This window comes from Candidatus Desulforudis audaxviator MP104C (genome assembly GCF_000018425.1).
Classification (GTDB): domain Bacteria; phylum Bacillota; class Desulfotomaculia; order Desulfotomaculales; family Desulforudaceae; genus Desulforudis; species Desulforudis audaxviator.
In genome coordinates, this window is record NC_010424.1 from 2,310,245 (window position 1) to 2,332,354 (window position 22,110).

Here is a 22,110-nt window from a genome sequence, read left to right on the forward strand (position 1 = left end):
AACCATGCCGTCGCGCGGGGCCGTATACAATGAAAATCGCCTAACAACATTCTGAATTCTAGTTCTTAGTCCCTCAGCTTGATCAGTTCTTCCAGGGACGATTTCAGGGTTTTGGATACGGAAACCAGAAAGTCCGCCCGCTCCAGATCTGTTTCCCCGGCCCGCACCAAGAGTTCCCGCGACAGCCGGTGCAGGCTCCGGTACACTGCATCAAGATCGAAGGCCGGATAAGACTGGCCCTCTTCGAACCCGGCCTGGCCGCAGACGAAAGCCCGGCCGCCGATCACCGTCGGGATGCCGTACACGCGGCAGGTGATGGGCCGGAAGGGGTAGAGAACACACTCGTCGTTATCATCCAGCAACGGGCAGCGGATTTTCTCCCGGGCCAGCGCATAGGACTGCAGGTGCGGGTCGTTCCGTTCCTTGAGGCTTTTCTCCAGCGCCGCCAGCGCCTTATCCGCCTTGTCCGCCCGCAAGAGCGCTGCGGCTTTCTCGTTCGCGCCCAATTCGTCAAAGAGCTGCTTCAGGTATACGGATTCGATCAAGAACAAGCCGAAAATGGCGTGACAGCAATCGACGCAGTGCTTGGCACAGCGAATCCGCTCGCCGTGGTCGCGCTCCATTTTCCGGAACGCCGCGTCCGCACCCGTCACCAACCGCTCGTATTCGCGGAACAATTCTTCCGGCATGACTCTCTTCCTTTACTTTCGGCGATAGGGTTCAAGTATTTGCGCGAACTCGGGGTGCAGCGCGAAGCCCAAACTCGCGGCAATATCGGCGTGCTTGACCGCCTTGGGAAAATCGCCCTTATGGTAATACGCCACGGCTAAGTTGTTGTGTCCCAGGCCAAAATTCGGAGCGAGGGCAATCAGTCTTTCACCGACCTCGATCGCCTTGTCCACGTCACCCCGTTGCAGGTAGGCGTTGGCCAGGTTGTTCCAGGCTTGGGCGATCTCCGGGTTGAGTTCCAGGGCTTTTTGAAGCGCCTCGATCGCCTCGCCGGTCTTGGCCATTTGCAGGTAAGCAAAGCCCAGGTTCGCGTAACCGCGGGCGTAGCGGGGCTCCAGTTCCACGGCCTTCCGGTTGACTTCGGCGACCTTTTCCATGTCACCCTCTTTAAAGTAGATGTAGCCGAGGTTAACGTAGGCCTCGAACATCCGGCTGCCCGTCTCGATCGCTTTCTCGAAGTGTTCCCGGGCCTCATCAAGCCTGTTCTGTTGCATCATCGCCACCCCCAGGTTGTAGGCGGCGGTGGCGCAGTCCTCGTTTTCCTTCAGAATCCGCTTCTGCTCCGCGATGAACTCCTCGGAACCCTGCGGTTCCCGCGGCATATGACCACACATCCTTTACGCGGCGGCAGGGAAAGAGGCCGCCCGCAGTCGCGGGGCAGCCTCTCTCACCACCCTGATTTCAGAATGACCGTATGGATCTAACCCTCTGTCCGAATACCCGCGCCCTTCAGGCCGTACATTGTGGTGCTACCGGTGGAATAGTACTCCAGCACGCCCTCATTGATCAGGGCCGAGCAGGCCTTTTTGACTTGCAGGGTTTTAGCGCTCGGAATTTTATCCTTAACAGCCTTGTCGATTTCGTTGAAGTAAAACTTCGTCTTGGTCTTTCCACTCTGCAAGTACTCAACGATCGCTTGTTTAAGGTCGTCCATTTATAGCATCTCCCTTAATCTGATGGTCCTATTCTTCTCCCTCAGCCGCCCTGGTAACCGCCCAAGCCGCGTCGGTGTACTTGAACTGCGTGCTGGTGCGGTAGGTGTCGTACGCCAGCCGGTAGTCGTCGATCAGGTGCTCGGTGAAGGGCAGGTTGCACTTCTCGAAGAATTTCTCCCAGCCGATCCGAGCGGCCCAGTCGCCGATGCGCTCGTACTTGCGGGCGTCGGCGGCGTAGGCGTTCAGCACCTGCTTCGTCGCTTCCACCACTTCCGGGAACCGGGGGTGGTTGTTCGGCAGGTACGGAATGATGACCTTGGAGAACGTGGGCGGGCTGATGCGGTTGGACACCTTGCCGCCCGCCATCATGACCACGCAGTCGCCCTGGCCGTCCGCCAGCGGCAGCGCCGGACACATGGTGTAGCAGTTGCCGCAGAACATGCACCGTTCCACCTTGATCTTGACCGTTTTCAGGCCATCCTCGGTCTTGCCGGGGGAAATGGCCGCCGTCGGGCAGGAGGCGATGGCCAGCGGAATCTCGCAGATCTTGTGCAATACTTCGTGGTCGATAGCCGGGGGCTTGCGGTGGTAACCCAGAAGCGCGATGTCCGAGCAGTGCACGGCGCCGCACATGTTCAGACAGCAGGCCATGGATACCCGGACCTGGGCCGGGAGGTCCATCGAGGTGAAGTGTTCGAACAGTCCGTCCATGAGCGCCTTCACCATAGAGGAAGCGTCCACGGCCGCCGTGTGGCAGTGGATGAAACCCTGGGTGTGGACGATGTTGGTCACGCCCGCGCCTGTCCCGCCGACCGGGAACTTGAGGCTGCCGCCGATGGCGAAGGTATGCTTGGCGAGTTCCGCCTTCAGGGCCTCGACCTTTTCGAGGCTGTCCACGATGAACTCGATGTTGTTGCGGGTGGTAAAACGCACATAGCCGTCGGCGAACCGGTCGGCGATGTCGCACAGCTCCCGCAGGAATTCCACGGTCATGAACCGCATGCCGCCGCACCGAACGGTGAAAGCCTTGTCACCGGTCTCGGACACGTGTACCAGCACGCCCGGCTCAAGGATTTCGTGGTAGGCCCACTTGCCGTAGTTGTTCTGGATTACGGGCGGGAAGAACTGCCAGTAGTGACGCGGGCCGATGTCCGTCACCCGGCCTTCCATATGGTTGTCCGGGTTGAACCTGCCGAGTCTTTCTTTAGATAACGCCATCCTTCAAACCTCCTATCTTGCGTGTCTGGACCGGTAGTCGTTGATATCGCGCTCGAAGCCGCCCGGCACGTCTTCTTCCTTCCAGAAGATGTACGGGTTGGTCCGCGGCTCCTTCACCATCTGCGGTGCGGGCGGCACGCCGATGATGTCGCAGAACCGCTGCAGGCCTATGCGTTGAATGGTCTCGCCTATGCGCTCACGGTTCTTGCCCTCTTCCATCCACCACTCGAAGACTTTGTCGATGACTCCCTTGACGTTGTCGTAGGGCGGTTCGGCCTTCATAAAAGGCACGATCAGCGTAGAAAGCTGGGCCCCTTCCAAAATGGGCGCTTTACCGCCGATCAGGATGCTGACGCCGGTCTCCTTACCGGGTTTGAGCGCCCGCGGCATGGTGTTGATGCAGTGCATGCAACGGGTGCAGTTCGGGTTGTCGATCACCAGCTTGCCGTCCTCCAGGGACATGCAGCCGGTCGGGCAACGATTGATGACCTCCGCGTAGATGTCGAACTTGCCCCAGTCCCGGCCGGAGTGGCTGCCGCCGCCGGGCGGGAACTCGCCGTTGATGTAGCCCTGGACCGCGTCCTGGTCGATCCGGATGTCGTCGCACCAGGTGCCGATGAAAGACATGTCCGCGCGGGCGATGGACGCCACGCAGCCGTTCGGGCAACCGTCGAACTTGAACTTGAACTTGTACGGGAAGGCCGGCCGGTGCAGCTCGTCCTGGTAGTGCATGGTCATTTCGTAGCACATTTCCTGGGTGTCGTACAGGGCGTACTGGCAACGGGCCTTACCCACACAGCATTCCGGCGTGCGCAGGTTGGAGCCCGAACCGCCGAGGTCCACGTCCAGCACCTGGGTCAGTTCCTGGAAGAGGGGCTCCAGCTGCTCGGTGAAGGTGCCGAGGAAGATGATGTCGCCGGTGGAACCGTGCAAGTTCATGAGGCCGCTTCCGCGGTACTCCCAGAGGTCGGCGAGGCCGCGCAGGAAAGCGGTGTTGTAGAACTTGCTGGGCACCTGGGCGACGCGGACGGTGTGGAAGTGCGCCACGCCTGGATATTTTTCCGCCACGTCGGAATAGCGGCCGATGACGCCGCCGCCGTATCCGATCACGCCGACGATGCCGCCGTGCTTCCAGTGCGTCTCACCGTGCACGAAGGACAGTTCCACCTGGCCGAGCAGGTCCTCGACCACGTCCGGGTTGATGAGAAGCTTGCCTTCTTCTCCAAGCTTGCGCCGGCGGAGCGCATAGCGCTTGGCGTCGGCCACGAAGCTGGGCCACGGGCCGCTTTCCAGCTGCTCGAGCAAGGGGATGTCGTGCTTTATCTTAAAGTTCTTCTCTTCGTCCTCCGTATAGTTCTTCAGTTCTGCGTCGGTGTACAGGCGCACGTCATCATAGGTGTACGTTTTCTGTGGCCGTTTCGGCTCAAAAGCCATACTTATACCTCCTTGATAAGTACTCGTCGAGAATGATCCCCCCGGAACTATGAAATCGGTTCGGTTGCACCCCCCTCCAGAAAACACAATTCAACGCTTGCCACAACCTGAGCCTTATTAATGGAAAGTCCCTTTTTGCCCGGCTTCACCTGCACTCAACTCAACAACGGCGAGGCCAGTGGAGCTTTTTCAATCCGCCATCCGCATGAACGCCCGCACGGCGCTGTCTTCCGATAGCGCTTCACCGTCCCCCCTTCGAACTGGACGACTAGATTCTTGAGTCAGCCAAAGATTTCGGCAAAAAGGCACCAAAACCCACCCAGCTCCTCCAACAACGAAGGCCACCGGAAGTGGAAGGCACCAGAGGCTGGACACATTCCCAAAACGGGCCTGTGCACCAGAGGCGATATAATATCTCACCTAAACAGACTTCGTGGTGTTTTCGATTATTCCTGCCTGAAGAGGTATTTTTTTTGTGACTGGTAATCACATACATACCAGACGGAAACTACACTCTCTTCACATCGGCACCCAAGCTCCTAAGCCGCGCCTCCAGGTCGCGGTAGCCGCGGTCAATGAAATGGGCATTCTGGATTTCGGTGGTGCCTTCGGCCATCAGCCCAGCGATCACCAGGGCGGCGCCGGCCCGCAGGTCGGTACTCTTGACCTGGGTCCCGTGCAACCGGGGTATTCCCTCGATAACCGCCACCCGGCCTTCCACCTTGATCTGGGCGCCCATGCGCCGCAGTTCCTGGGCGACCTGGAAACGATTTTCAAAAATGTTCTCCACGATGATACTGGTGCCCGGAACAACCGACAAAAGACTCATCATCTGGGACTGCATGTCGGTGGCAAACCCGGGATAGGGCATTGTTTTAATATTGATCGGCAGCAGGGGCTCGGGAGTGGACACCCGGATGGTGTCCTCCGCCTCCTCCACGCGGACATTGGCCTCCCTGAGTTTCGCGCTTAAAGGCTCAACGTGGGGCGGAATCACGTGTTCCAGGCTCACATCCCCGCCGGTGGCGGCGGCGGCCACCATAAAGGTACCCGCCTCGATGCGGTCGGGGATGACACTGTACCGGACCGGGGCGGAAAGCTCAGGCACGCCGTCGATCCGGATCAGGTCGGTGCCGGCCCCGCGTATCCTCGCCCCCAGGGCGTTCAGGAAATTGGCGAGGTCGACGACCTCGGGCTCTTTGGCCACGTTTTCGAGGATGGTCTGCCCTTCGGCCAGGACGGCGGCCATCATGATGTTCTCCGTGGCCCCCACGCTCGGAAAGTCCAGGTAAACCCTGGCTCCCTGGAGCCGGCCGGACACCCGTCCCTCGATATAACCGCTGCGGATCTCAAGGTCCGCCCCCATGCTGGTCAGACCCTTGAAATGCAGATCCATGGGCCGGCTGCCGATGTTGCAGCCTCCAGGCAGGGCTACCCGGGCCGCGGTGTTCCGGGCCATCAGGGGTCCCAGCAGCAGGTTGGACGCCCGGAGTTTCTTGGTCAACTGGTACGGGGTTTCGTCACCCACCCGGGCGGCACCGGAAATCTTCAGCACGTCTTCACCGAGCCAAGTGGCCTGTAGGCCCAGGTAGGAAATGATCTCCAGCATCACCCGCACATCGCTGATGTCGGGGATATTCTCGAGGATGACCTCGTTCTTGGACAGTACACAGGCACACAGAATGGCCAGGGTTGCGTTCTTGGCCCCGCTCACCCGGATCCGGCCCCGAAGCGGCCGGGAACCACGCACCACCATTTTGTTCAAGGTTCGCCTGTCCCCCCGCTGGTCAACTGCTAGTTTCATATTCTTCGGGGTCGGGTTTATTCCTACCGGTACCTTACCCAACGCTTCCACTCTCCGTCCAAAGTATTGGGATCAATGCCGAATACCCTTTTCAGGCCATCCTCCAGGTCCGCACCCCGCCCGAATTCCCTCAAGACGGAGACGACGGCAGGCCACCCGTAGGTTTCCACCAGGAAGGAAACGATACTGAAGGACTGGTGGTAAGCCCGGTTCTGTTCCTCCAGCGTATCGAAACCGGCCAATTCCTCCAGCGAAAATGCTTTCTCCAGCGGGAAGGAACATGCCTCCCCGAAATGGAACCCGGTGAGCCGGTGTTCCTGATACTGGGCCACCCCCTCGTTGAACCAGCGGGGACAGTTGCCCATGGAAAGATAGTCGACAAAAAGATGCGCAATTTCGTGCGACATGGGCCCGAGTTCGGCAAACACCCGGTAGTAGTCCCGTTCGTCCGCGGAATTGATCCAGGCGTCCGGAGACAGCACCCGGATGCTGCCCGCCCAGTACACACCCAAGGTGTCGGCGTCGGCCGGCCAGCCGAAGCTTTTGTTCAAGCTTTCCCGGTCGTCGTAAAGGAGTACCGGGACCGGACCCTGGATCTCCAGTCCAAAGTTTTCGGCAAGGGCCGGGTAAAAACCTTCGGCAGCCGTTAAAACCATTTCCGCTTCACGCTGGCGGCCGGCGTGGTAAAAAACGATAAACCGCTCCCCGGACAGCGCGTCCATTCCCCGGGAATAACTGTACCAGACCAGAACCCGTTTATTGATTTCCCGGATCAGGGAATTGATATACAAATTGGGAACGGTGGGTATTTTCATCAGTACCAGCGAACTGACCAGCACGGATACGAGCGTCAATCGGGCTACGAGGCGGGCTTTCCGGGACATTGCGCCACTCCTCTCCGCTCCGGTGGCTGTCCCCACAATTTGCGGCGGACCGGAGCGAGCTGTGCCGTCTCACCGCAAAAATTATAACCCCTGTCTCCCGGCCGGGCCAACAGGTATTTTGTGCAAAACCGGTCCGGAGTGTTACCGCTGACCGGTTTTCCACTCCTGGATCAAAGTCCGAGCGTGGTCGGCCTCGGAACCCGAACCAACCAGGGCCAGAAAGCGCTCCAGCGCGCGTATCGCTTCCGGGTAATCCTCCCGCCCGAACCCGAGCGCGATTCCGTACAGGTACAGAGCCCGGTGGTGCCCAGGGTTTATTTCCAGCAGGGCCTCCAGTTGCCCGATCGCCTGTTCGTGTTCGCCCAACTGCAGGTACATCTCCGCCAAGTCGAGGCGCACCCGCTGGTTGTCCGCCTCCAGGGCCAACACCTCTTCAAACAACTGGATGGAGCGTTCGTAATCCATCATGTTCCGGTAAATCGCGGCCAGGTGTATCCGGCTTTGGACGTCCCCGGGGTTGTCCTGAACCTGCTTCTCGAGTTGCCGGACGCTCCGAGCGAAGTCATCCAGGGCGGGTGTCGGGCCGGGAACTTCGGGCTGGTCCAGACTCCCCAAGCCCCAGAGTCCTAAGACTGATGAACCTAAGAGACCGCAGGCGATCAGTATGGTGATCGCCCAGAAACCTGCCTTCTGCCACGTCTTCCACGGCCTGCGCACAGCTATCACTCCAACCGGAATACCGAATTCGGGACAGTCAGGATTCAGAACGATAGCGGGATCATTATAACCTTTTCGCCCACGGATAGCAAAGAGAAGTCTGGAGGAAACAGACTACAGGAGTCAGGATACACGGAATTCAGGAGTCGGAATCCAGAATAACCCGAGAACACTTAAGTACAAACACAAACGGGGACAGGTTGCTTTTCCGGATCAAACTCTCCGTCCTGGGCTCGGTGGCCACAAGGCGTTCCCGGAAAAGCGGCCTGTCCCCATTTTGGGATTCGGCCCTGCTACAAGTAATTCAACGGGTTATGGGGCTCGCCGTTGAGGAGCACCTCAAAGTGGAGGTGCGGACCGGTCGATCTGCCGGTGCTGCCGACAGCGCCGATGTACTGCCCGCGATCGACCTCCTGCCCGGCCGACACCGCGACCGAAGACATGTGCGCGTACCTGGTGACCACCCCGTTTCCGTGACTGATGTCCACCGCGATCCCGTAACCGCCGTGCCATCCGGCCCGGACCACGACTCCGGCCCCGGCCGCCACCACCGGCGAGCCGTAGCCCGCCCCGATGTCGATGCCGCTGTGAAAGCCCCTGCCCCGCGAACCGAACCCGGAAATCACCCCGCCACCCGCGGGCCAGACCAACTGGCCGCCCCCGCCGCGGGACGCGAGTGTAATCTTCGAACCGGCCACCTCCACCCGGTTGACCGCCGGCTTGATCTCCCGGGCTTCCAGGCGCTCTTGCGCGACCAGACGGCCGTTCTGGCGCACCACCCGGAAGGTGACTTCCTCCAGACCCGCCGCCCCCGCCTCCAGCACTCTCCTCTGGCCAGCGGGCAGGTTGGGATCGCGCTTGACCGTGGTTTTGTAGGGGATTTCGCGGGTTTCCACCACCCGGGCGGTGGTCACCACCGTCAGGAGGGGTTTGTGACGGGCAATGATCAATTCGTCCCCGATTCGCAGGATGGTATTCTCCTTGACCGCCGGATTGGACTTTAGAAGATCCGTTACCGACAGGTTGTGTTTCGCGGCCACATCCCAGAGCGTGTCACCTTCACGAATCCGGTATTTCTGGACATTCTCAATGTCTTGCCGGGCCAGGAGAACGGCCTCTTCCACGCTCGTAACCTCATCACAGCGCACTCTTGTCCCCACCAACTGAACGTCCTCCAGGAACCGTCTTTCCGCCCCATCCTCGACCGTGTAGGAATCCAACACCCGGTTCAGGAACTCCTTGGCCGCGGCCCGGTCCGCAAAAACAAACCGCTTCTCACCGTCAATACAAACGGCGACCGCATCCCGGGCAAATCCAAGTGCTTCGGCCAGCCGGTCCTCGAGTTCCTGGGCGCCGATAGTGACCCCGCCGCCGGGTACGCGTACGGCGTTGACCCGGGCCCAAGCCACAGGCCGCCCTTCGATTTCCCCGTACTGGGACGACAAGTTGACCAAAGCCCGTTCCAGGCTCTGAAAATCAGAAACCCGGGCCACCGGCTCACCGTCAACCGACACCGCCCAGGTTCCTTTATTCAATGCCGGGCTATTGCCCGCCAGCACCAACAAACTCAATAGAAAAACGGCGATACCCAGCGGATTGGGCCGCCGGACCCGCGGAGTTCTGCGACACAAGAATTTCAGGGGCAAAAACACTCCTCCTCCCGTATTTCAAGCAGATACGTCAATCGATTGTAACATGAGACTGAGCATCCGTCCAGACACACATTTCCAGCAACAGGCCGTTCAGCAATCCTCGTCAGTTGCCATCAGGATTTAGACCCCGTAATCTCACTTATTCTGGCCTGCACATACAGAGCACACTCCAGCCGGTGACGCATTGTCGCGCAGCCCAACCAGCTCGGGTGGCGGATCGAGCCGTTTTCCAGAAAAGCGTGCGCATGGCAGCCCCCGCTGCAGAAGAATTTGGCCCAACAGTCGGAACACTCCTTCTTAGTGTAGACGTGGGTCTGCCGGAAAGCATCCACCAGGTCCGTCCGCGCCACTCCGGAAAAAACGTCACCGAGCCAGAAACGGCTTTGACCGACGAACTGATGACAGGGAAACAACCCCCCGTCCGCGTCGACCGCGAGGTAGGCGTGCCCGGCACCGCAGCCGGACAGGCGCTTGGGCAAACATGGCCCCGCATCGAGGTCGATTTCAAAATGAAAAAACCGGACCCTGGCGTCGGCCTGGAAGGCCTCCAGATATACAGTCGCCAACCGCTCGTATTCAGCCCGGACCCGGGGCAGGTCCCGTTCCCTAAGGGCGTATTCCTCATCCTGCGGGGCGACGACCGGTTCGAGGGAGACGTTATGGAATCCCTGTTCAACCAGGTACCGAAAATCTTCGGCAAAGTCCAGATTGTGGCGGGTGAAGGTCCCCCGGACATAATAGTAACCCCGGGAACCCCGGCAGGCCTCCCACTCCCGAACGTACTCCCGGATCTTGGGCAGGACTTCCCGGTGCGACCCCCCGCCCCCCGGCGTGCGGCGCCACCGGTCATGGGCCTCGGGACGGCCGTCCAGGCTCAGTACCACATTCACTTTGTTTTTTAACAAGAAGCGCCGTACCTCGGGCGTGAGCAAAAGCCCGTTCGTGGTCACGGTGAAACCAACCCGCTTGCCGGCGGCTTCCCCCCGCTCCCGGGCGTAGCGGATCGTATCTCGGACCACCGGAAAATTCAAAAGCGGTTCTCCGCCGAAGAAGTCAATTTCCACGTGGCGGCGGGCACCGGATTCGCTGATCAGAAGGTCAACCGCCCGACGGGCCACCCCGGACGGCATCAGTTTCCTGACCGTATCCGGACGCCCGGCCCGGGCGAAACAGTAGCGGCATGCCAAATTGCAGTGATGGGACACATAGAGACACAACGCCTTGACTTCCGGGGGCGGGGGCTGATAATCCGGATGGGGGTCGGGCGCAAAAAGCAACCCCTGGCGCCGGAGTATCTCGATTTCCCCGAGGGCGCCTTCAATTTCGGCCGCCGGGTACCGCTCCTGAAGCACCCGCACTGTTTCCGGTCGACCGCTGAACTCACCGGTGAGAATCTCCCAGGCCAGACCGTCAACCTCGTGCAGGCTCTGGCTGTGCGCGTCCAGGACCAGCCGGGCGCCGTGGACCGTAAAACAATGAATCATAGTTTGATTATCGCCACCGGACTCCCGTATTTCATCCCTATTGCGGACAAGACCCGAGTATTGGCACTCCGGGCCAATGGCCTGTAAAAAGGCAGACTAATACCCGGTGAATCACCGGGTACCACAAGAACAGCTATTTTTTCTTCTCCTTCAGGCAGAACTGATTGCCCACGGTGCAGGAAGTCTTGCAGGCCGACTGACACGACGTCTGGCACTCCCCGCAAGCCACCGTTTTCCGCTGCCCGAGGGCGCGCTTGTTGACCGTCCGGATGTGTTTGCCCAAGAACGATCCCTCCTCGAAAACTCCCTAGCTTACGGAAACCACTTTGAACCCCAAGCCCTCGATTTCGGCCACCAGTGCCCCGGCATCGGCTATACTCACCCGAAACACCAGGTGAAACCGCTTCTCATCCCGCCGCATGGTGACCACGCTGATGATGTTGATGCCCCGTTCCTTGAAAAACTGGGTGATGTCGGCCAGCACCCCGACCCGGTCCTCGGTGTCGATGACCAGCCTGGTGCCCGCCCGGTGCAGACCGAACAGCCGGACCAGTGCCTCGACAATGTCAGTTTGGCTGACGATCCCGACCAGTTTACCGTCTTCCATAACCAGCAGGCTGCCAATCTTTTTCTGGCGCATCACTTGGGCCGCCTCTTCAATCGGCATCTGCGGCGGGACCCAGACCGGGTCCTTTACTAGTGCCTCCTTCACCGTGACCTTGGCCAGCACGTAGTTCAACTCGTGCATGCTCAGCGTGGTGGCCGGGGACGGTGACACCTGCAGAAGGCCGCGCTCGGTCACCAGACCCACGAGGCGGGAACCCTGGAATACCGGCAGGTGGCGCACCTTACGCCTGGTCATAATGTCCAGAGCTTGGAAAATGGGGGTGTCCAGGGTAATGGTGATGGGATTGCTGGTCATACAATCCTGTACAAACATGGCTCTCGCCACCCTTATAGGATTTGTTTTCATTATATCCTCCCCGGGGTGCTCCAGGCAATAGACAACCGTTTATTGTCAACCACGGCAGCGGTTCCCGGCACCTCCTGAGAGCCGAAAGCCCACATAAAACGAAAACCAAGGGCGAACCCCCGGTCTCGAATTGCTATTTTGGAGCGGGTGACGGGGATCGAACCCGCAACCCCCAGCTTGGGAAGCTGGTGCTCTACCGTTGAGCTACACCCGCATTTCGGTCGTCGGTCATCGGTGGTCGGTCGTCAGTAGGAACCAATTGGTCGTTGGTCGATCCGGAAGGACCTTTAGACCTGCCGATAATGTAAAATTATATCATGCAACATCAGTCTATGCAAGCGCGGTGCGGCGGCAACTGCGCACACGGCGGTAACCACCGGGCGCATACCCAGACACAAAAACCAAACAGGTCTTCCGCCGATTCACCACCCCTGTTTTCCTTCCGACGACCGATCACCGACGACTGAAGACTGATTGGTGACCCCAGCGGGATTCGAACCCGCGTTACCGGCTTGAAAGGCCGGTGTCTTAGTCCACTTGACCATGGGGCCACGCTTCGTCCAGACAGACACGTGACTATCTTACTACAGCCCCGGAGGACTGTCAAGTTCGGTAGATGAGTCAACGACGGTGGAAAAAGTCCGCCAGCGGCAAGGTCTGCTCGCGTCCGGGGCCCACGCTGACCACGCCGAGCGGCACCCCGCTCAGTTCCGCCAGCCGGTCCAGATAAGCCCGCGCCGCTGCCGGCAGTTCTTCAAAGGACCGCACCCCGGTAAGATCTTCCGTCCAGCCCGGAAGTTCCTCGTAGACCGGCTCGCAGCCGGCCAGCACCGACAGCCGCGACGGGAAATCGTGAATCTCACGCCCCTGGTAACGGTAGGCACGGCAGATGCGGAGCACAGGCAACCCGGTCAGCACGTCCAGTTTGGTGACCGCCAGGTAGTCGAGGCTGTTGACCCGGGCCGCATACCGGGTGATTACGGTGTCCAGCCAGCCGCACCGCCGGGGCCTGCCGGTGGTGGTCCCATACTCCCGGCCCGCGGCGCGCAGATGTTCGCCGGTTTCGTCCTTGAGTTCGGTGGGAAACGGCCCGTCACCCACCCTGGTGGTGTAGGCCTTGGTCACTCCGATCACCGTGTCGATCACCCGGGGACCAATGCCCGTTCCGACCGCCGCGCCCCCGGCCGTAGGGTTCGAGGAGGTGACGTACGGGTACGTGCCGTGGTCGATATCCAGCAAGGTGCCCTGCGCCCCCTCGAACAGAACGTTCCGGCCGGCCCGCACCGCTTCGTGCACCAGCAATGACGTGTCACGTACAAAAGGACGCAACATTTCGGCGTGGTCGAGGTACTCTTGTGCCACCCGCTCCGGGTCAGGGGCCGGAGCCCGGTGGATCCTTCCCAGGATTTCACCCTTGCGCCGGATAATGAGTTTTAGCCTCTCCTCAGCCCCGGCTTCGAGCAGATCGACCACTCGGAGGCCCTCCCGGGCGTATTTGTCCGCGTAGGCCGGACCGATACCCCGGCGCGTGGTCCCGATACGGCGCAGGCTTTCCGGGCAGTCCTCTTCCAATTCGTCACATTGACGGTGATAGGGCATAATCACGTGCGCGCGCTCGCTGATGTAAAGCGCGGCGAGGGGCCGGCCGGCCGCCCGGAGCATTTCAAGCTCCCGGTGCAGCACTCCCGGGTCGATCACCACCCCGTTGCCGATCACACATACTTTATCCGGATGAAGAATGCCTGAAGGGATCAGGTGGAGCTTAAACTCCTGGCCTTCGACGACCACGGTGTGGCCGGCATTGTTCCCGCCCTGGTAGCGGACGACCAAATCCGCCTCCCGGGCCAGATAGTCGGTGAGTTTCCCCTTCCCTTCGTCTCCCCACTGGGCGCCAACCAGAACTACGGTCGACAATCCGGTTTTCCCTCCCTCGTTAGAGATGGGGCCGACAACTCAGGCAGCAAGACATTGGCAGCTTAGTTAAGTGAAGGGTTACCAAGGCCCTGAATTTCGGTCTCCTTAGCTTTTCGGGATTAGATTCTCCTGAGAATCTCCCGGGCGGCAACCACTCCGGAAGCCGAGGCCTGCACCAGACCCCGGGTCACCCCCACCCCGTCTCCGGCCGCGAACAGGTTGGCGACGGGTGTTTCCAAGTTCCTGTTCAGCGCCAGGCGGGAGGAATAGAACTTCACTTCCACCCCGTACAGCAGGGTGTAACGCGAATAGACGCCGGGGGCGATCAAATCCAGCGCCTTGAGCATCTCCACGATCCCCAGGAGGTGCCGGTACGGGAAAACCAGGCTCAAGTCTCCAGGCGTGGCTTCGGCCAGCGTGGGCGTAACCACTCCCCGGGCGATCTTCTCCGGCGTGCTCCGGCGCCCGGCGTTCAAATCCCCGAGCCGCTGCACCAGTATCCCGTCTCCCAGGAGGTTCGCCAGCCGGGCGATATACCGCCCGTAGGCGATAGGCTCCTTGAAGGGCTGGGTGAAGTTTTTGCTGACCAAGACGGCGAAATTGGTGTTTTCCGTTTTCTTATACGCGTGGGTGTGGCCGTTCACGGTGATCAGACCATCGTTGTTCTCCATGACCACCTCGCCGTAGGGGTTCATGCAGAAGGTCCGCACGCGGTCTTCAAAGGTGCGGGAGATGTAAGTGCATTTCAGTTCGTAGAAAAGCCGGGTCAGGGGCTCCATGACCACGGCCGGCAATTCGACCCGGACCCCGATGTCCACGGCGTTGTTGGTGGTGGGCACAGCCAGGCGCTGGGCCTCGCGGCTCAGCCACTCGGCGCCCTCCCGTCCGGGGGCCACGATGACATGACGACCCCTAAGCACTTCGCCGTCGGCGCACTCCACCCCGGCCACCCGGCCGTTCTCGGTCAGAATCCGGTGGACGGCCGTACCCGTACGAATTTCAACGTGCTGCTGCAGGTATTCGTACATCTCCTGCAGGACTTCTCCACACCGCCCGGTGCCCAAATGCCTGATGGGCAGCGGCACCAACCGCAGCTCGGCCAGGGTCGCTTTTTTCTGCAGGTCCTCGAATTGTTCCCGGTGTGCGGGGCCGTATACCTCTTCCGGGGCGCCATAACGAAGGTAGACGCGGTCCACGTAGGCGATCAGGTCCTCCAGCGCCTCCCGCCCCACGTAATCCTCCAGCATCCCGCCGACCTCGGGCGAGAGGGTCAGCTTCCCATCACTGAAAGCCCCCGCGCCGCCCCACCCGCAGAGTGTGGCGCAGGGAGTGCAGTGGCGGCAGGGCACCTGCGCCTGGCGGGACGGGCAGACCCGCTTCTTGATGTCCCGTCCTTTTTCCAGCATCACTATGGAAGGCTTCGGTTTTGCCGATACAAGCTCAAGGGCCGCGAATATACCCGCCGGCCCCGCGCCCACGATGACTACATCGTACATTTGCTCAACTCCATACCCCCGGGCGCTTAAACTTTAGCAAATAGGTCCCTGCATGTCAAATCATTCGGGCTCCTTCCTCAGGGGGAAGAAGCGGGGAAACTCCTTGAAAAAGCCCAATTCCACCGTACCCACCGGCCCGTTACGCTGCTTGGCCACGATGATCTCGGCAATCGCTTTCCGATCGGTCTCCGGCCGGTAATACTCCTCACGGTAGATAAACAACACCACATCGGCGTCCTGCTCCAGGCTCCCACTCTCTCGCAGGTCGGACATCTGCGGTCTCTTTTCCTGCCTCTGCTCCACGGCGCGGGACAGCTGGGAGAGGGCCAGCACCGGGACATCCAGTTCCTTGGCCAATTCTTTCAGGCCCCGGGAAATCTGCGCGATCTCCTGCTGGCGGTTCTCCGCGCGCCGGTTGGGCTGCATCAACTGCACGTAGTCGATGATCACGAGGGCCAGGCCCCTTTCGGCCTGCAGCCTTTTGGCCCGGGCCCGGATGTCCCGCAGGGAGGCGCCTCCGGTGTCATCGATGAAAAGCGGCACGTCCTGGAGTTGGGCCGCAGCCTCGGTCAACCGTTCCCAGTCCTCGTCGCGCAGGTTTCCCGTCCGCAGACGGTGCTGGTCCACCCGGGCCTCGGCGCAGAGCAGCCGGTTGACCAACTGCTCCTTTCCCATCTCCAGACTGAACAAGGCCACCGGCAGGCCCTGACGGGCCGCCACCTCGTAGGCGATGTTCAAAGCCAGCGCCGTCTTGCCCATGCTGGGCCGCGCCGCCAGGATGATCAGGTCGGTAGGCTGCAGGCCCGAACAGAGGCGGTCCAGGTCCACAAAACCGGTGGGCACGCCGGCAATCCGGCCTTTATTAAGGTAGGTCTGCTCGATCCGCTCCAGAGCCCGGGCCAGGATATCCTTCAGGGGCACGAAGGTTCCGGGCGTGCGCCGCGCGCCCAATTCCATGATCATCTGCTCGGCCTGGTCCACCAGACGGTCGGCCGCCTCCCGCTCGTCATACCCCATCTCGGAGATCCGTGCCGCCACCGAAATCAACGTCCGAAGCAACGCCTTCTCCTCGATGATCCGGGCGTAGTACTCGATATTGGTCGCCGCCGGCACCATTTCAACCAGGGACGCCACATACGCCGCGCCCCCGACCTTCTCCAGCACTCCGTCACGGCGGAGCCGGTCGGTGACCGTAACCAGATCAACCGGTTGTCCTTCCTCCTGCAGTCCGACCACCGCCTCGTAAATCAACCGGTGACCGTGCTGATAGAAATCCCCGGGCCGGATGATGTCCGCCACCCGGTAGAAGGCTTCCGGTTCCAGAAACAGAGCGCCAAGCACGGCCTGTTCGGCGTCGATATTCTGGGGCGGGATCCGCTTAAGTTCCATTGTCCACGACCTCGACCTCAAACTCGACCTGTACGCCCGGGTGCAGGCGCGCCAGCACCGGGAATTTACCCAGACTTCTAATTGGCTCTTTCAACTCCAGCTTTTTGCGGTCAATCTTCAGATTGTGCCGGGCCGCCAGCGCAGCGGCAATATCCTTGTTTCCCACCGAGCCGAAAAGCTTCCCGCCCTCCCCGGCTCTTGCCGGGATCCGCACAGTAAGCCCTTTCAACCCGGCCGCCACCTTGCGGGCCTGAGCCGCCAGCCGTTCCACCCTCTCTTCCCGGGCCTGGTCCAGCCGGGCCAGCTCCTTGATCCGGCCCGGAGTGGCCTCCTCGGCCAGCCCTTTCGGAATCAGGTAGTTGCGGCCGTAACCCTCGGCCACCTTCACCACCTGGCCCCGGATACCCAGACCGGCCACATCTTTCAATAACACCACTTTCAAAATTCCCGCCTCCTTTGCTCGAAAAAGGTCCGGCAATCCACCCAGGCGTCAAGAAAACCGGCGCAAACCAGGAGTACCGCGGTCATCGGCCAGTTCAGCACCGCTCCTGCCAGAAGCAGGAGCTTCAACCACCGCGGCGCCGTAAGCTCACGGTACAGGTAGACGGTCAGCGTGAGGCCTCCCAGCATGTACGTGACGGCGGTGATGAACAGGAGATTCCGGCCGATATCGGCCGCCGCCTCAAATGACCACTGGTCGCCGCCCAGGGTCAACGCCAGGCCAGCGGTCACCACCCAGATGAACTGCCACGGAAGCCGCCAGCGGTGCAGCTCCGGTTCCGGTCCCTGCAAGTAGTTCAGACGTTTCAGGCTGGCGGCGGTCAGGAAAAACCCGGCCCAAGCGGCGATGACGGCCCAGGCGATGAAGCTCCCGGGCAGGAGCATCACCACCACCGGGAGAATCTGCTCCAGGGATTCGGAATGTTTTTCGGCCGTCAACGCCGCCGCCAGTTCATAGGGGTTTTCCCCCAGCGCCAGGAAGGAAACGGCAAGGTTCGCCGCGGCCAAGGTTACGGCCAGTGCCAGACCGGCGGCCAGGGTCTTCCGGTGGGCCACGCCGTTTTTGAAACAAAACCCGAACAAAAATCCCAGGATCCCCGACTCCGCCAGGATTATCAGCGTGACGAAGGCTCCGAAAAGGACCGCCGTCAGCAGTGCGGCCGCACCTAGGATCACCAGGGCGTAAACAGCACTGTGACGGTAGGTGACCACGGCCGTCAGCACCGTGATCGCCAGGCCGCAAAAGGGAAACAACAACGGGAGCAGAATGCCGGCCGCGGACAGCACGGCACAGGCCAGGCTCAAGAGAACCCCTTCGCGCAGGTCCCCCGGCTTGAACAAAAATATCACCCCGCGTGGTTTCTTGACATCAAACATGCTCACTGATTCGCCGGGTCCGTTGTCATTCCTGCGGCCCAAGGAAAAAGCGCCGCTGGCGGCGCTTTTCGGTGCTAAATCGGTATGGCTTAGGCTGATCAGTCGGTGCTGAAGGGCAACAAAGCCATGTGCCGGGACCGCTTGATTGATACCGTGAGCATCCGCTGGTGATGCGCGCAGTTGCCGGTGATCCGCCGCGGCAGAATCTTGCCGCGCTCGGTGATGTATTTTTTCAGCCGGGGCGTGTCTTTGTAATCGATAACCGCGATCTTGTCGACGCAAAAGCTGCAGATCTTCTTCTTGCGCCGACCCCGGTCACGTTTCATTCTCTGACCTCCTCAAAAGAGAGCTTCTTAGAAAAACTGCTGCTTAAAACGGCAGTGGTTCGTCATCGTCGGAAAAATCAATCTCGTTCCGGTAGGGTTGTCCTTCACCTGATTTGACCTGCTCATTCTGGTCGTGCGGTGTGCCCAGACCTCGCGGTCCGTCCAGAAACCGGACGTTATCGGCGATCACCTCGGCCACCTTGCGCCGGATACCCTGGTTGTCCTCATACGACCGCAACTCCAGGCGCCCCTCCACACACACAAGCCGCCCCTTGCCCAGATGCCGCGCACAAGTCTCACCCAGTTTGCGCCAGGCCACCACGTCGATGAAATCGGTACCCCGGTTCCCCTGTTTGTCCACAAAGGGGCGATCGACCGCCACGGTGAACCCGGCCACCGGTGTCCCGCTCGGCGTGTACCGGAGTTCGGGATCCCTGGCCAGACGCCCGATCAGGATTATTTTGTTTAACATAATCCCTCCGCCGTTTCGGTTATTAATCCTCGCGAATGATCATGTGGCGAAGCAATCCGTCCGTGATCCTGAACACCCGGTCCAGTTCCTGGGCCGCGGCGTGCTCCGCCCGGCATTTCATCACCACGTAATGGCCTTCGCGGTAATCTTTGATCTCGTAGGCCAGACGTCTCTTGCCCCAGCGGTTCAGTTCGGTGATTTCCCCATCCCGGTCGGTGATGATCTTACTGAACTTCTCGATCAGCTGCGTTGACTCCTCATCTTCCAGGTCGGGTTTCAGGATGTACATTACCTCGTACTGCCGCACTTACTACACCTCCTCCCTACGGACTGACGGCCCCCGAAGGGGCAGGGTGGAAAAACGAAGGGCAGACTCTTCCATATGATAGCCTAATTCGAGAGGAGCGTCAAGGAAAACACGGTCGCTGCTGTTGGCCGCTTCCCTGGAATCTCACCCGAAGCAGTATCATCCAGATTACTTTCTCCCCGCGCCATTTGCCGTCAACACGGCTTCGCCGCACGACAAATACTCCCGAGCCAAGCCGGCCCGGGGGATTTGCGTTCTATGAACGGTGGGGACAAGCATCACCTCGTCAGCGAGCACCTGCTGCCTGACCCCGGGGGAGGAGCGTTGGCTCCGCTACGTCCGGACCAATGCGCTGACCCCACCGTCGGCCGCTGTCCCGCCTAAGGCAACGCGGCCCGCGGCCCGGAGCATTGCCGCCCTTATGAGGGCGGAAGACCCTCCGGCCTCCGGAGGGTCTTGATAAGGAGCGAATGTGTGTTTTTGAATTGCAGCCTTCTTTAGAAGTGGCGCTCCATCATGCTCCGCGGGATGGATACCCGCTTCCGGGAGCGCGGGGCGTCCTCCGGCCCGCGCAAGGCCCACTTCAACAACCAGGCCCCGGTTACCGCGACCGCGCCGGTCAACAACAGAACGATCGGAACCCCCGGGTTCAGCCAGCCACGCAGCGCCAGCGCGGCGGCCGCCAGCAGGTCCGCCGCCCGTCCCAGAAAATGCAACTGACTCTCCATTATAAGGCCCACGGCAAAAACACCTGCCAGAACGGCGAACCCTTTAAGGCCGCCCGTTTTCACCCGGCCAACCCGGTCCAAGGACCGGTCCCACACGTCCGCCCCCCAACGGCCGGTCAGGGCGAGTATCCCCTCGCGTCTGGGTTGGGGCGCGTAAAAATCGTCGGGCTCCTCGGCATAATAATAGTAGTCGAGATCCCGCTCGTGGCGCTCATCCCACAAAGGCTCCTCCGGCCCGGCCGGCCGTTCCGTTGGCCTGAATCCGGTTCTCTCCGGCGTCTTTCTTTCTTCCCGGTAGGAGTCCCGGTAGCTCGGGCCAAGACTCACGCAAGCCCACCTGGTTGTCTCCGCTTTCTCGGCGCCTGCCGTTAACCGGTCATCCCGGCGCCGACTCCGGACCCGGTACTTTCGAACCCGTTTATGATCAATATCCATCATTCTGGACATATTCGTATCCTCCCCTCCCCGGGAAGGCCTCCGGCGGGCGGCCCGGTGCCCAACCCGGCCTTCCCCGGGATACTTGCCGACATCCAAAAAGTGCTGTGCTGGGCCTAGATAAGTTACCCACAGTTTAAACGCAGTCCCCGGTTTAGGTACGCAATCGCAGCCACTGTTTTGTTTGCGTGCGCCGCGCCACCTGAACGGTAAGCGGGTGAATATTCCGGCTAGTCCGGAAACCGCTATGATCGCTATGCCGGCCAACGGATTAAGGCAATCCGCTTCCGGTGCAGCCGGCTCCCAGTCTGCCTGTCCCCGGACCGCGTACCCGGCATTGTCTCCGGGAGGCGGCCCCGGCCACCAGGCAAAGTCCCATAACCATGAGTACCGCCAGGGCTTTGGGCCACCAACCTCGCCTGTTAGTCATCTGCTTTCACCCCCGGGCCCTGGCCCTTCTCCCGTGTCCCACGGGCGTCTTCCCGCCCCGGCTGGCGTGGCAGGCTTGCTGGAACCTGCCGGCCGGGGATTTATTATGGAGTTGTCTGGAACCGCCTACCAACCACCCCAAGAAGGCGACCTGATCCTCTCATTCACGGTAGGACACTCCTCCCTCGTTTCCATATCATACCATATAGCCGCAAGCCCGGTCTGGGCCGACCTGGCAAGAACAGCGCCCTCAAGCCCGCCCAGAGCCTTCGGCTCATCCGCATGCGGCCATTTATGGAAGCGCCTGGAAGTGTTTTAGCTGGTGCTGGTGACGTTGAACCGGAAGTAGATGATGTCGCCGTCCCGAACCTGATAGTCCCGGCCTTCGATCCGAATGCGGCCCTGCTCCCGGGCTGCGTTCAGGTCACCGGATTTCTCCACCTCGGCGAAAGACAGAACTTCCGCGCGGATAAAGCCGCGGGCAAAGTCGGTGTGGATCTTTCCGGCCGCCTCCAACGCCGTGGTGCCCCGCCTGACCGTCCAGGCCCGTAGTTCGGGGCGACGCGTAGTAAAAAAGGTGACCAGGTCGAGAAGGTTGTAGCCGGCCCGGACCAGGGCACGGACGGACGGTTCCGTCAGGCCCGCGTCGGCCAGAAAAACCTCTTTGTCGGCTGGTTCCAGTTCGGCCAGTTCGGCCTCAAAAGAGGCTGAAAGTACCACCACGGGGGCCCCTTCAGCGCGGGCGTGTTCGAAAAGGGCGGCTAGCGCGGGGCCTGGGGGGCGGCCGAGGTCGGACTCGGCGACGTTGGCCACGTAGACCGCCGGGCGGGCCGTAAGCAGATGGAGCCCCCGCGCGTGCTCGCTCTCCGCGGCATCCAGCAACTGGCGGCGCACCGGGAGACCCTCGTTGAGCCCGGCTTCCAGGCGACGCAGGACCGCCGCCTCGGACCGGTGGGCCGCGTCACCGAGACGGGCCGCTTTTTCGATGCGATCCAGGCGGCGGGCGATCGTTTCCAGGTCCGCCAGGCAAAGTTCGGTATCCACCGTCTGCACGTCGCGGACCGGGTCCACTCCGCCCTCGACGTGGCTCACCTGCGGGTCCGTAAACAGGCGGACCACGTGCACGACGGCGTCGACTTCACGAATGTGGGCGAGAAAGCGGTTGCCGAGTCCTTCCCCGCGGGAAGCGCCCCGTACCAGGCCGGCGATGTCCACGAAGTGGACGGACGCCGGGGTGATCTTTTCCGGACGAACCATCCGGGCCAGTGTCTCCAGGCGGGCATCGGGGACCGGAACCATTCCGGCGTTGGGCTCAATGGTGCAGAACGGGTAGGGCGCGACTGCCGCCCCGGCTCCGGTGAGGGCGTTGAAAAGGGTGGTTTTCCCGGCGTTGGGCAGGCCGATGAT

Annotated in this window: 23 protein-coding genes and 2 tRNA genes; all 25 read right to left on the minus strand. The window is 61.1% G+C overall.

Features of this window, described 5'->3' with window-relative positions; genetic code table 11:
* Positions 1–65: 65 nt before the first annotated feature.
* The 25 genes from DAUD_RS11140 to ychF all read right to left on the minus strand — a co-directional run bounded on the left by DAUD_RS11140 (position 66) and on the right by ychF (position 22,110).
* Complete coding sequence (locus tag DAUD_RS11140) at positions 66–689, minus strand: YkgJ family cysteine cluster protein (RefSeq protein ID WP_012303258.1); 624 nt, start codon at positions 687–689, stop codon at positions 66–68.
* Between the two features lie 12 nt (positions 690–701).
* The gene (locus tag DAUD_RS11145; protein ID WP_012303259.1) at positions 702–1,331 is read right to left on the minus strand and encodes a tetratricopeptide repeat protein; all 630 of its coding nucleotides are present in this window, start codon (positions 1,329–1,331) and stop codon (positions 702–704) included.
* A 98-nt stretch (positions 1,332–1,429) separates the two neighbouring features.
* On the minus strand, positions 1,430–1,663 hold the full coding sequence (locus tag DAUD_RS11150) for a dissimilatory sulfite reductase D family protein (RefSeq protein ID WP_012303260.1): 234 nt from the start codon (positions 1,661–1,663) through the stop codon (positions 1,430–1,432).
* A gap of 28 nt (positions 1,664–1,691) precedes the next feature.
* Entirely contained in the window at positions 1,692–2,882 is a 1,191-nt protein-coding gene (gene dsrB / locus DAUD_RS11155) for a dissimilatory-type sulfite reductase subunit beta (protein ID WP_012303261.1), read from the minus strand.
* Positions 2,883–2,894: 12 nt separating this feature from the next.
* Positions 2,895–4,316, minus strand: coding sequence for a dissimilatory-type sulfite reductase subunit alpha (dsrA, locus tag DAUD_RS11160; RefSeq protein WP_012303262.1), 1,422 nt, complete (start codon positions 4,314–4,316; stop codon positions 2,895–2,897).
* Positions 4,317–4,824: 508 nt separating this feature from the next.
* Positions 4,825–6,072, minus strand: coding sequence for a UDP-N-acetylglucosamine 1-carboxyvinyltransferase (murA, locus tag DAUD_RS11165; protein WP_456298455.1), 1,248 nt, complete (start codon positions 6,070–6,072; stop codon positions 4,825–4,827).
* A 71-nt stretch (positions 6,073–6,143) separates the two neighbouring features.
* Entirely contained in the window at positions 6,144–7,004 is an 861-nt protein-coding gene (locus DAUD_RS11170) for a peptidase MA family metallohydrolase (RefSeq protein ID WP_012303264.1), read from the minus strand.
* Between the two features lie 141 nt (positions 7,005–7,145).
* Positions 7,146–7,721 (minus strand): tetratricopeptide repeat protein, encoded by a 576-nt coding sequence (locus DAUD_RS12865; protein ID WP_012303265.1) that lies wholly within the window; start codon positions 7,719–7,721, stop codon positions 7,146–7,148.
* A gap of 293 nt (positions 7,722–8,014) precedes the next feature.
* The gene (locus DAUD_RS11180) at positions 8,015–9,367 is read right to left on the minus strand and encodes a LysM peptidoglycan-binding domain-containing M23 family metallopeptidase (protein ID WP_012303266.1); all 1,353 of its coding nucleotides are present in this window, start codon (positions 9,365–9,367) and stop codon (positions 8,015–8,017) included.
* Positions 9,368–9,486: 119 nt separating this feature from the next.
* Positions 9,487–10,857: a thioether cross-link-forming SCIFF peptide maturase gene (gene scfB, locus DAUD_RS11185; protein WP_012303267.1), complete on the minus strand. Its 1,371-nt coding sequence runs from the start codon at positions 10,855–10,857 to the stop codon at positions 9,487–9,489.
* 133 nt (positions 10,858–10,990) lie between these two features.
* The gene (scfA, locus tag DAUD_RS12175) at positions 10,991–11,140 is read right to left on the minus strand and encodes a six-cysteine ranthipeptide SCIFF (RefSeq protein WP_012303268.1); all 150 of its coding nucleotides are present in this window, start codon (positions 11,138–11,140) and stop codon (positions 10,991–10,993) included.
* A 24-nt stretch (positions 11,141–11,164) separates the two neighbouring features.
* A complete protein-coding gene (locus DAUD_RS11190) occupies positions 11,165–11,797 on the minus strand; it encodes a CBS and ACT domain-containing protein (RefSeq protein ID WP_041570971.1) in 633 nt (210 codons plus the stop codon).
* Positions 11,798–11,969: 172 nt separating this feature from the next.
* Positions 11,970–12,044: transfer RNA gene (locus DAUD_RS11195), tRNA-Gly, on the minus strand.
* 261 nt (positions 12,045–12,305) lie between these two features.
* Positions 12,306–12,381: transfer RNA gene (locus tag DAUD_RS11200), tRNA-Glu, on the minus strand.
* A 70-nt stretch (positions 12,382–12,451) separates the two neighbouring features.
* Entirely contained in the window at positions 12,452–13,744 is a 1,293-nt protein-coding gene (locus DAUD_RS11205; protein WP_012303270.1) for an adenylosuccinate synthase, read from the minus strand.
* A 119-nt stretch (positions 13,745–13,863) separates the two neighbouring features.
* Positions 13,864–15,240 carry an NAD(P)/FAD-dependent oxidoreductase gene (locus DAUD_RS11210; protein ID WP_012303271.1) on the minus strand — a complete coding sequence of 459 codons (1,377 nt, stop codon included), beginning with the start codon at positions 15,238–15,240 and terminating at the stop codon, positions 13,864–13,866.
* A gap of 60 nt (positions 15,241–15,300) precedes the next feature.
* On the minus strand, positions 15,301–16,629 hold the full coding sequence (gene dnaB, locus DAUD_RS11215) for a replicative DNA helicase (RefSeq protein WP_012303272.1): 1,329 nt from the start codon (positions 16,627–16,629) through the stop codon (positions 15,301–15,303).
* The gene (gene rplI / locus DAUD_RS11220) at positions 16,619–17,065 is read right to left on the minus strand and encodes a 50S ribosomal protein L9 (RefSeq protein WP_408609613.1); all 447 of its coding nucleotides are present in this window, start codon (positions 17,063–17,065) and stop codon (positions 16,619–16,621) included. Before rplI ends, dnaB begins: the two co-directional genes overlap by 11 nt.
* A gap of 2 nt (positions 17,066–17,067) precedes the next feature.
* Entirely contained in the window at positions 17,068–17,970 is a 903-nt protein-coding gene (locus tag DAUD_RS11225; protein ID WP_012303274.1) for a DUF2232 domain-containing protein, read from the minus strand.
* 134 nt (positions 17,971–18,104) lie between these two features.
* The gene (rpsR, locus tag DAUD_RS11230) at positions 18,105–18,332 is read right to left on the minus strand and encodes a 30S ribosomal protein S18 (RefSeq protein WP_012303275.1); all 228 of its coding nucleotides are present in this window, start codon (positions 18,330–18,332) and stop codon (positions 18,105–18,107) included.
* A 43-nt stretch (positions 18,333–18,375) separates the two neighbouring features.
* Entirely contained in the window at positions 18,376–18,804 is a 429-nt protein-coding gene (locus DAUD_RS11235) for a single-stranded DNA-binding protein (RefSeq protein ID WP_012303276.1), read from the minus strand.
* 22 nt (positions 18,805–18,826) lie between these two features.
* Positions 18,827–19,111, minus strand: coding sequence for a 30S ribosomal protein S6 (rpsF, locus tag DAUD_RS11240; RefSeq protein ID WP_012303277.1), 285 nt, complete (start codon positions 19,109–19,111; stop codon positions 18,827–18,829).
* A gap of 497 nt (positions 19,112–19,608) precedes the next feature.
* A complete protein-coding gene (locus DAUD_RS11245; protein ID WP_012303278.1) occupies positions 19,609–20,286 on the minus strand; it encodes a hypothetical protein in 678 nt (225 codons plus the stop codon).
* Between the two features lie 259 nt (positions 20,287–20,545).
* Entirely contained in the window at positions 20,546–20,704 is a 159-nt protein-coding gene (locus tag DAUD_RS12615) for a hypothetical protein (RefSeq protein ID WP_166485190.1), read from the minus strand.
* A 314-nt stretch (positions 20,705–21,018) separates the two neighbouring features.
* A complete protein-coding gene (ychF, locus tag DAUD_RS11250; protein ID WP_041570973.1) occupies positions 21,019–22,110 on the minus strand; it encodes a redox-regulated ATPase YchF in 1,092 nt (363 codons plus the stop codon).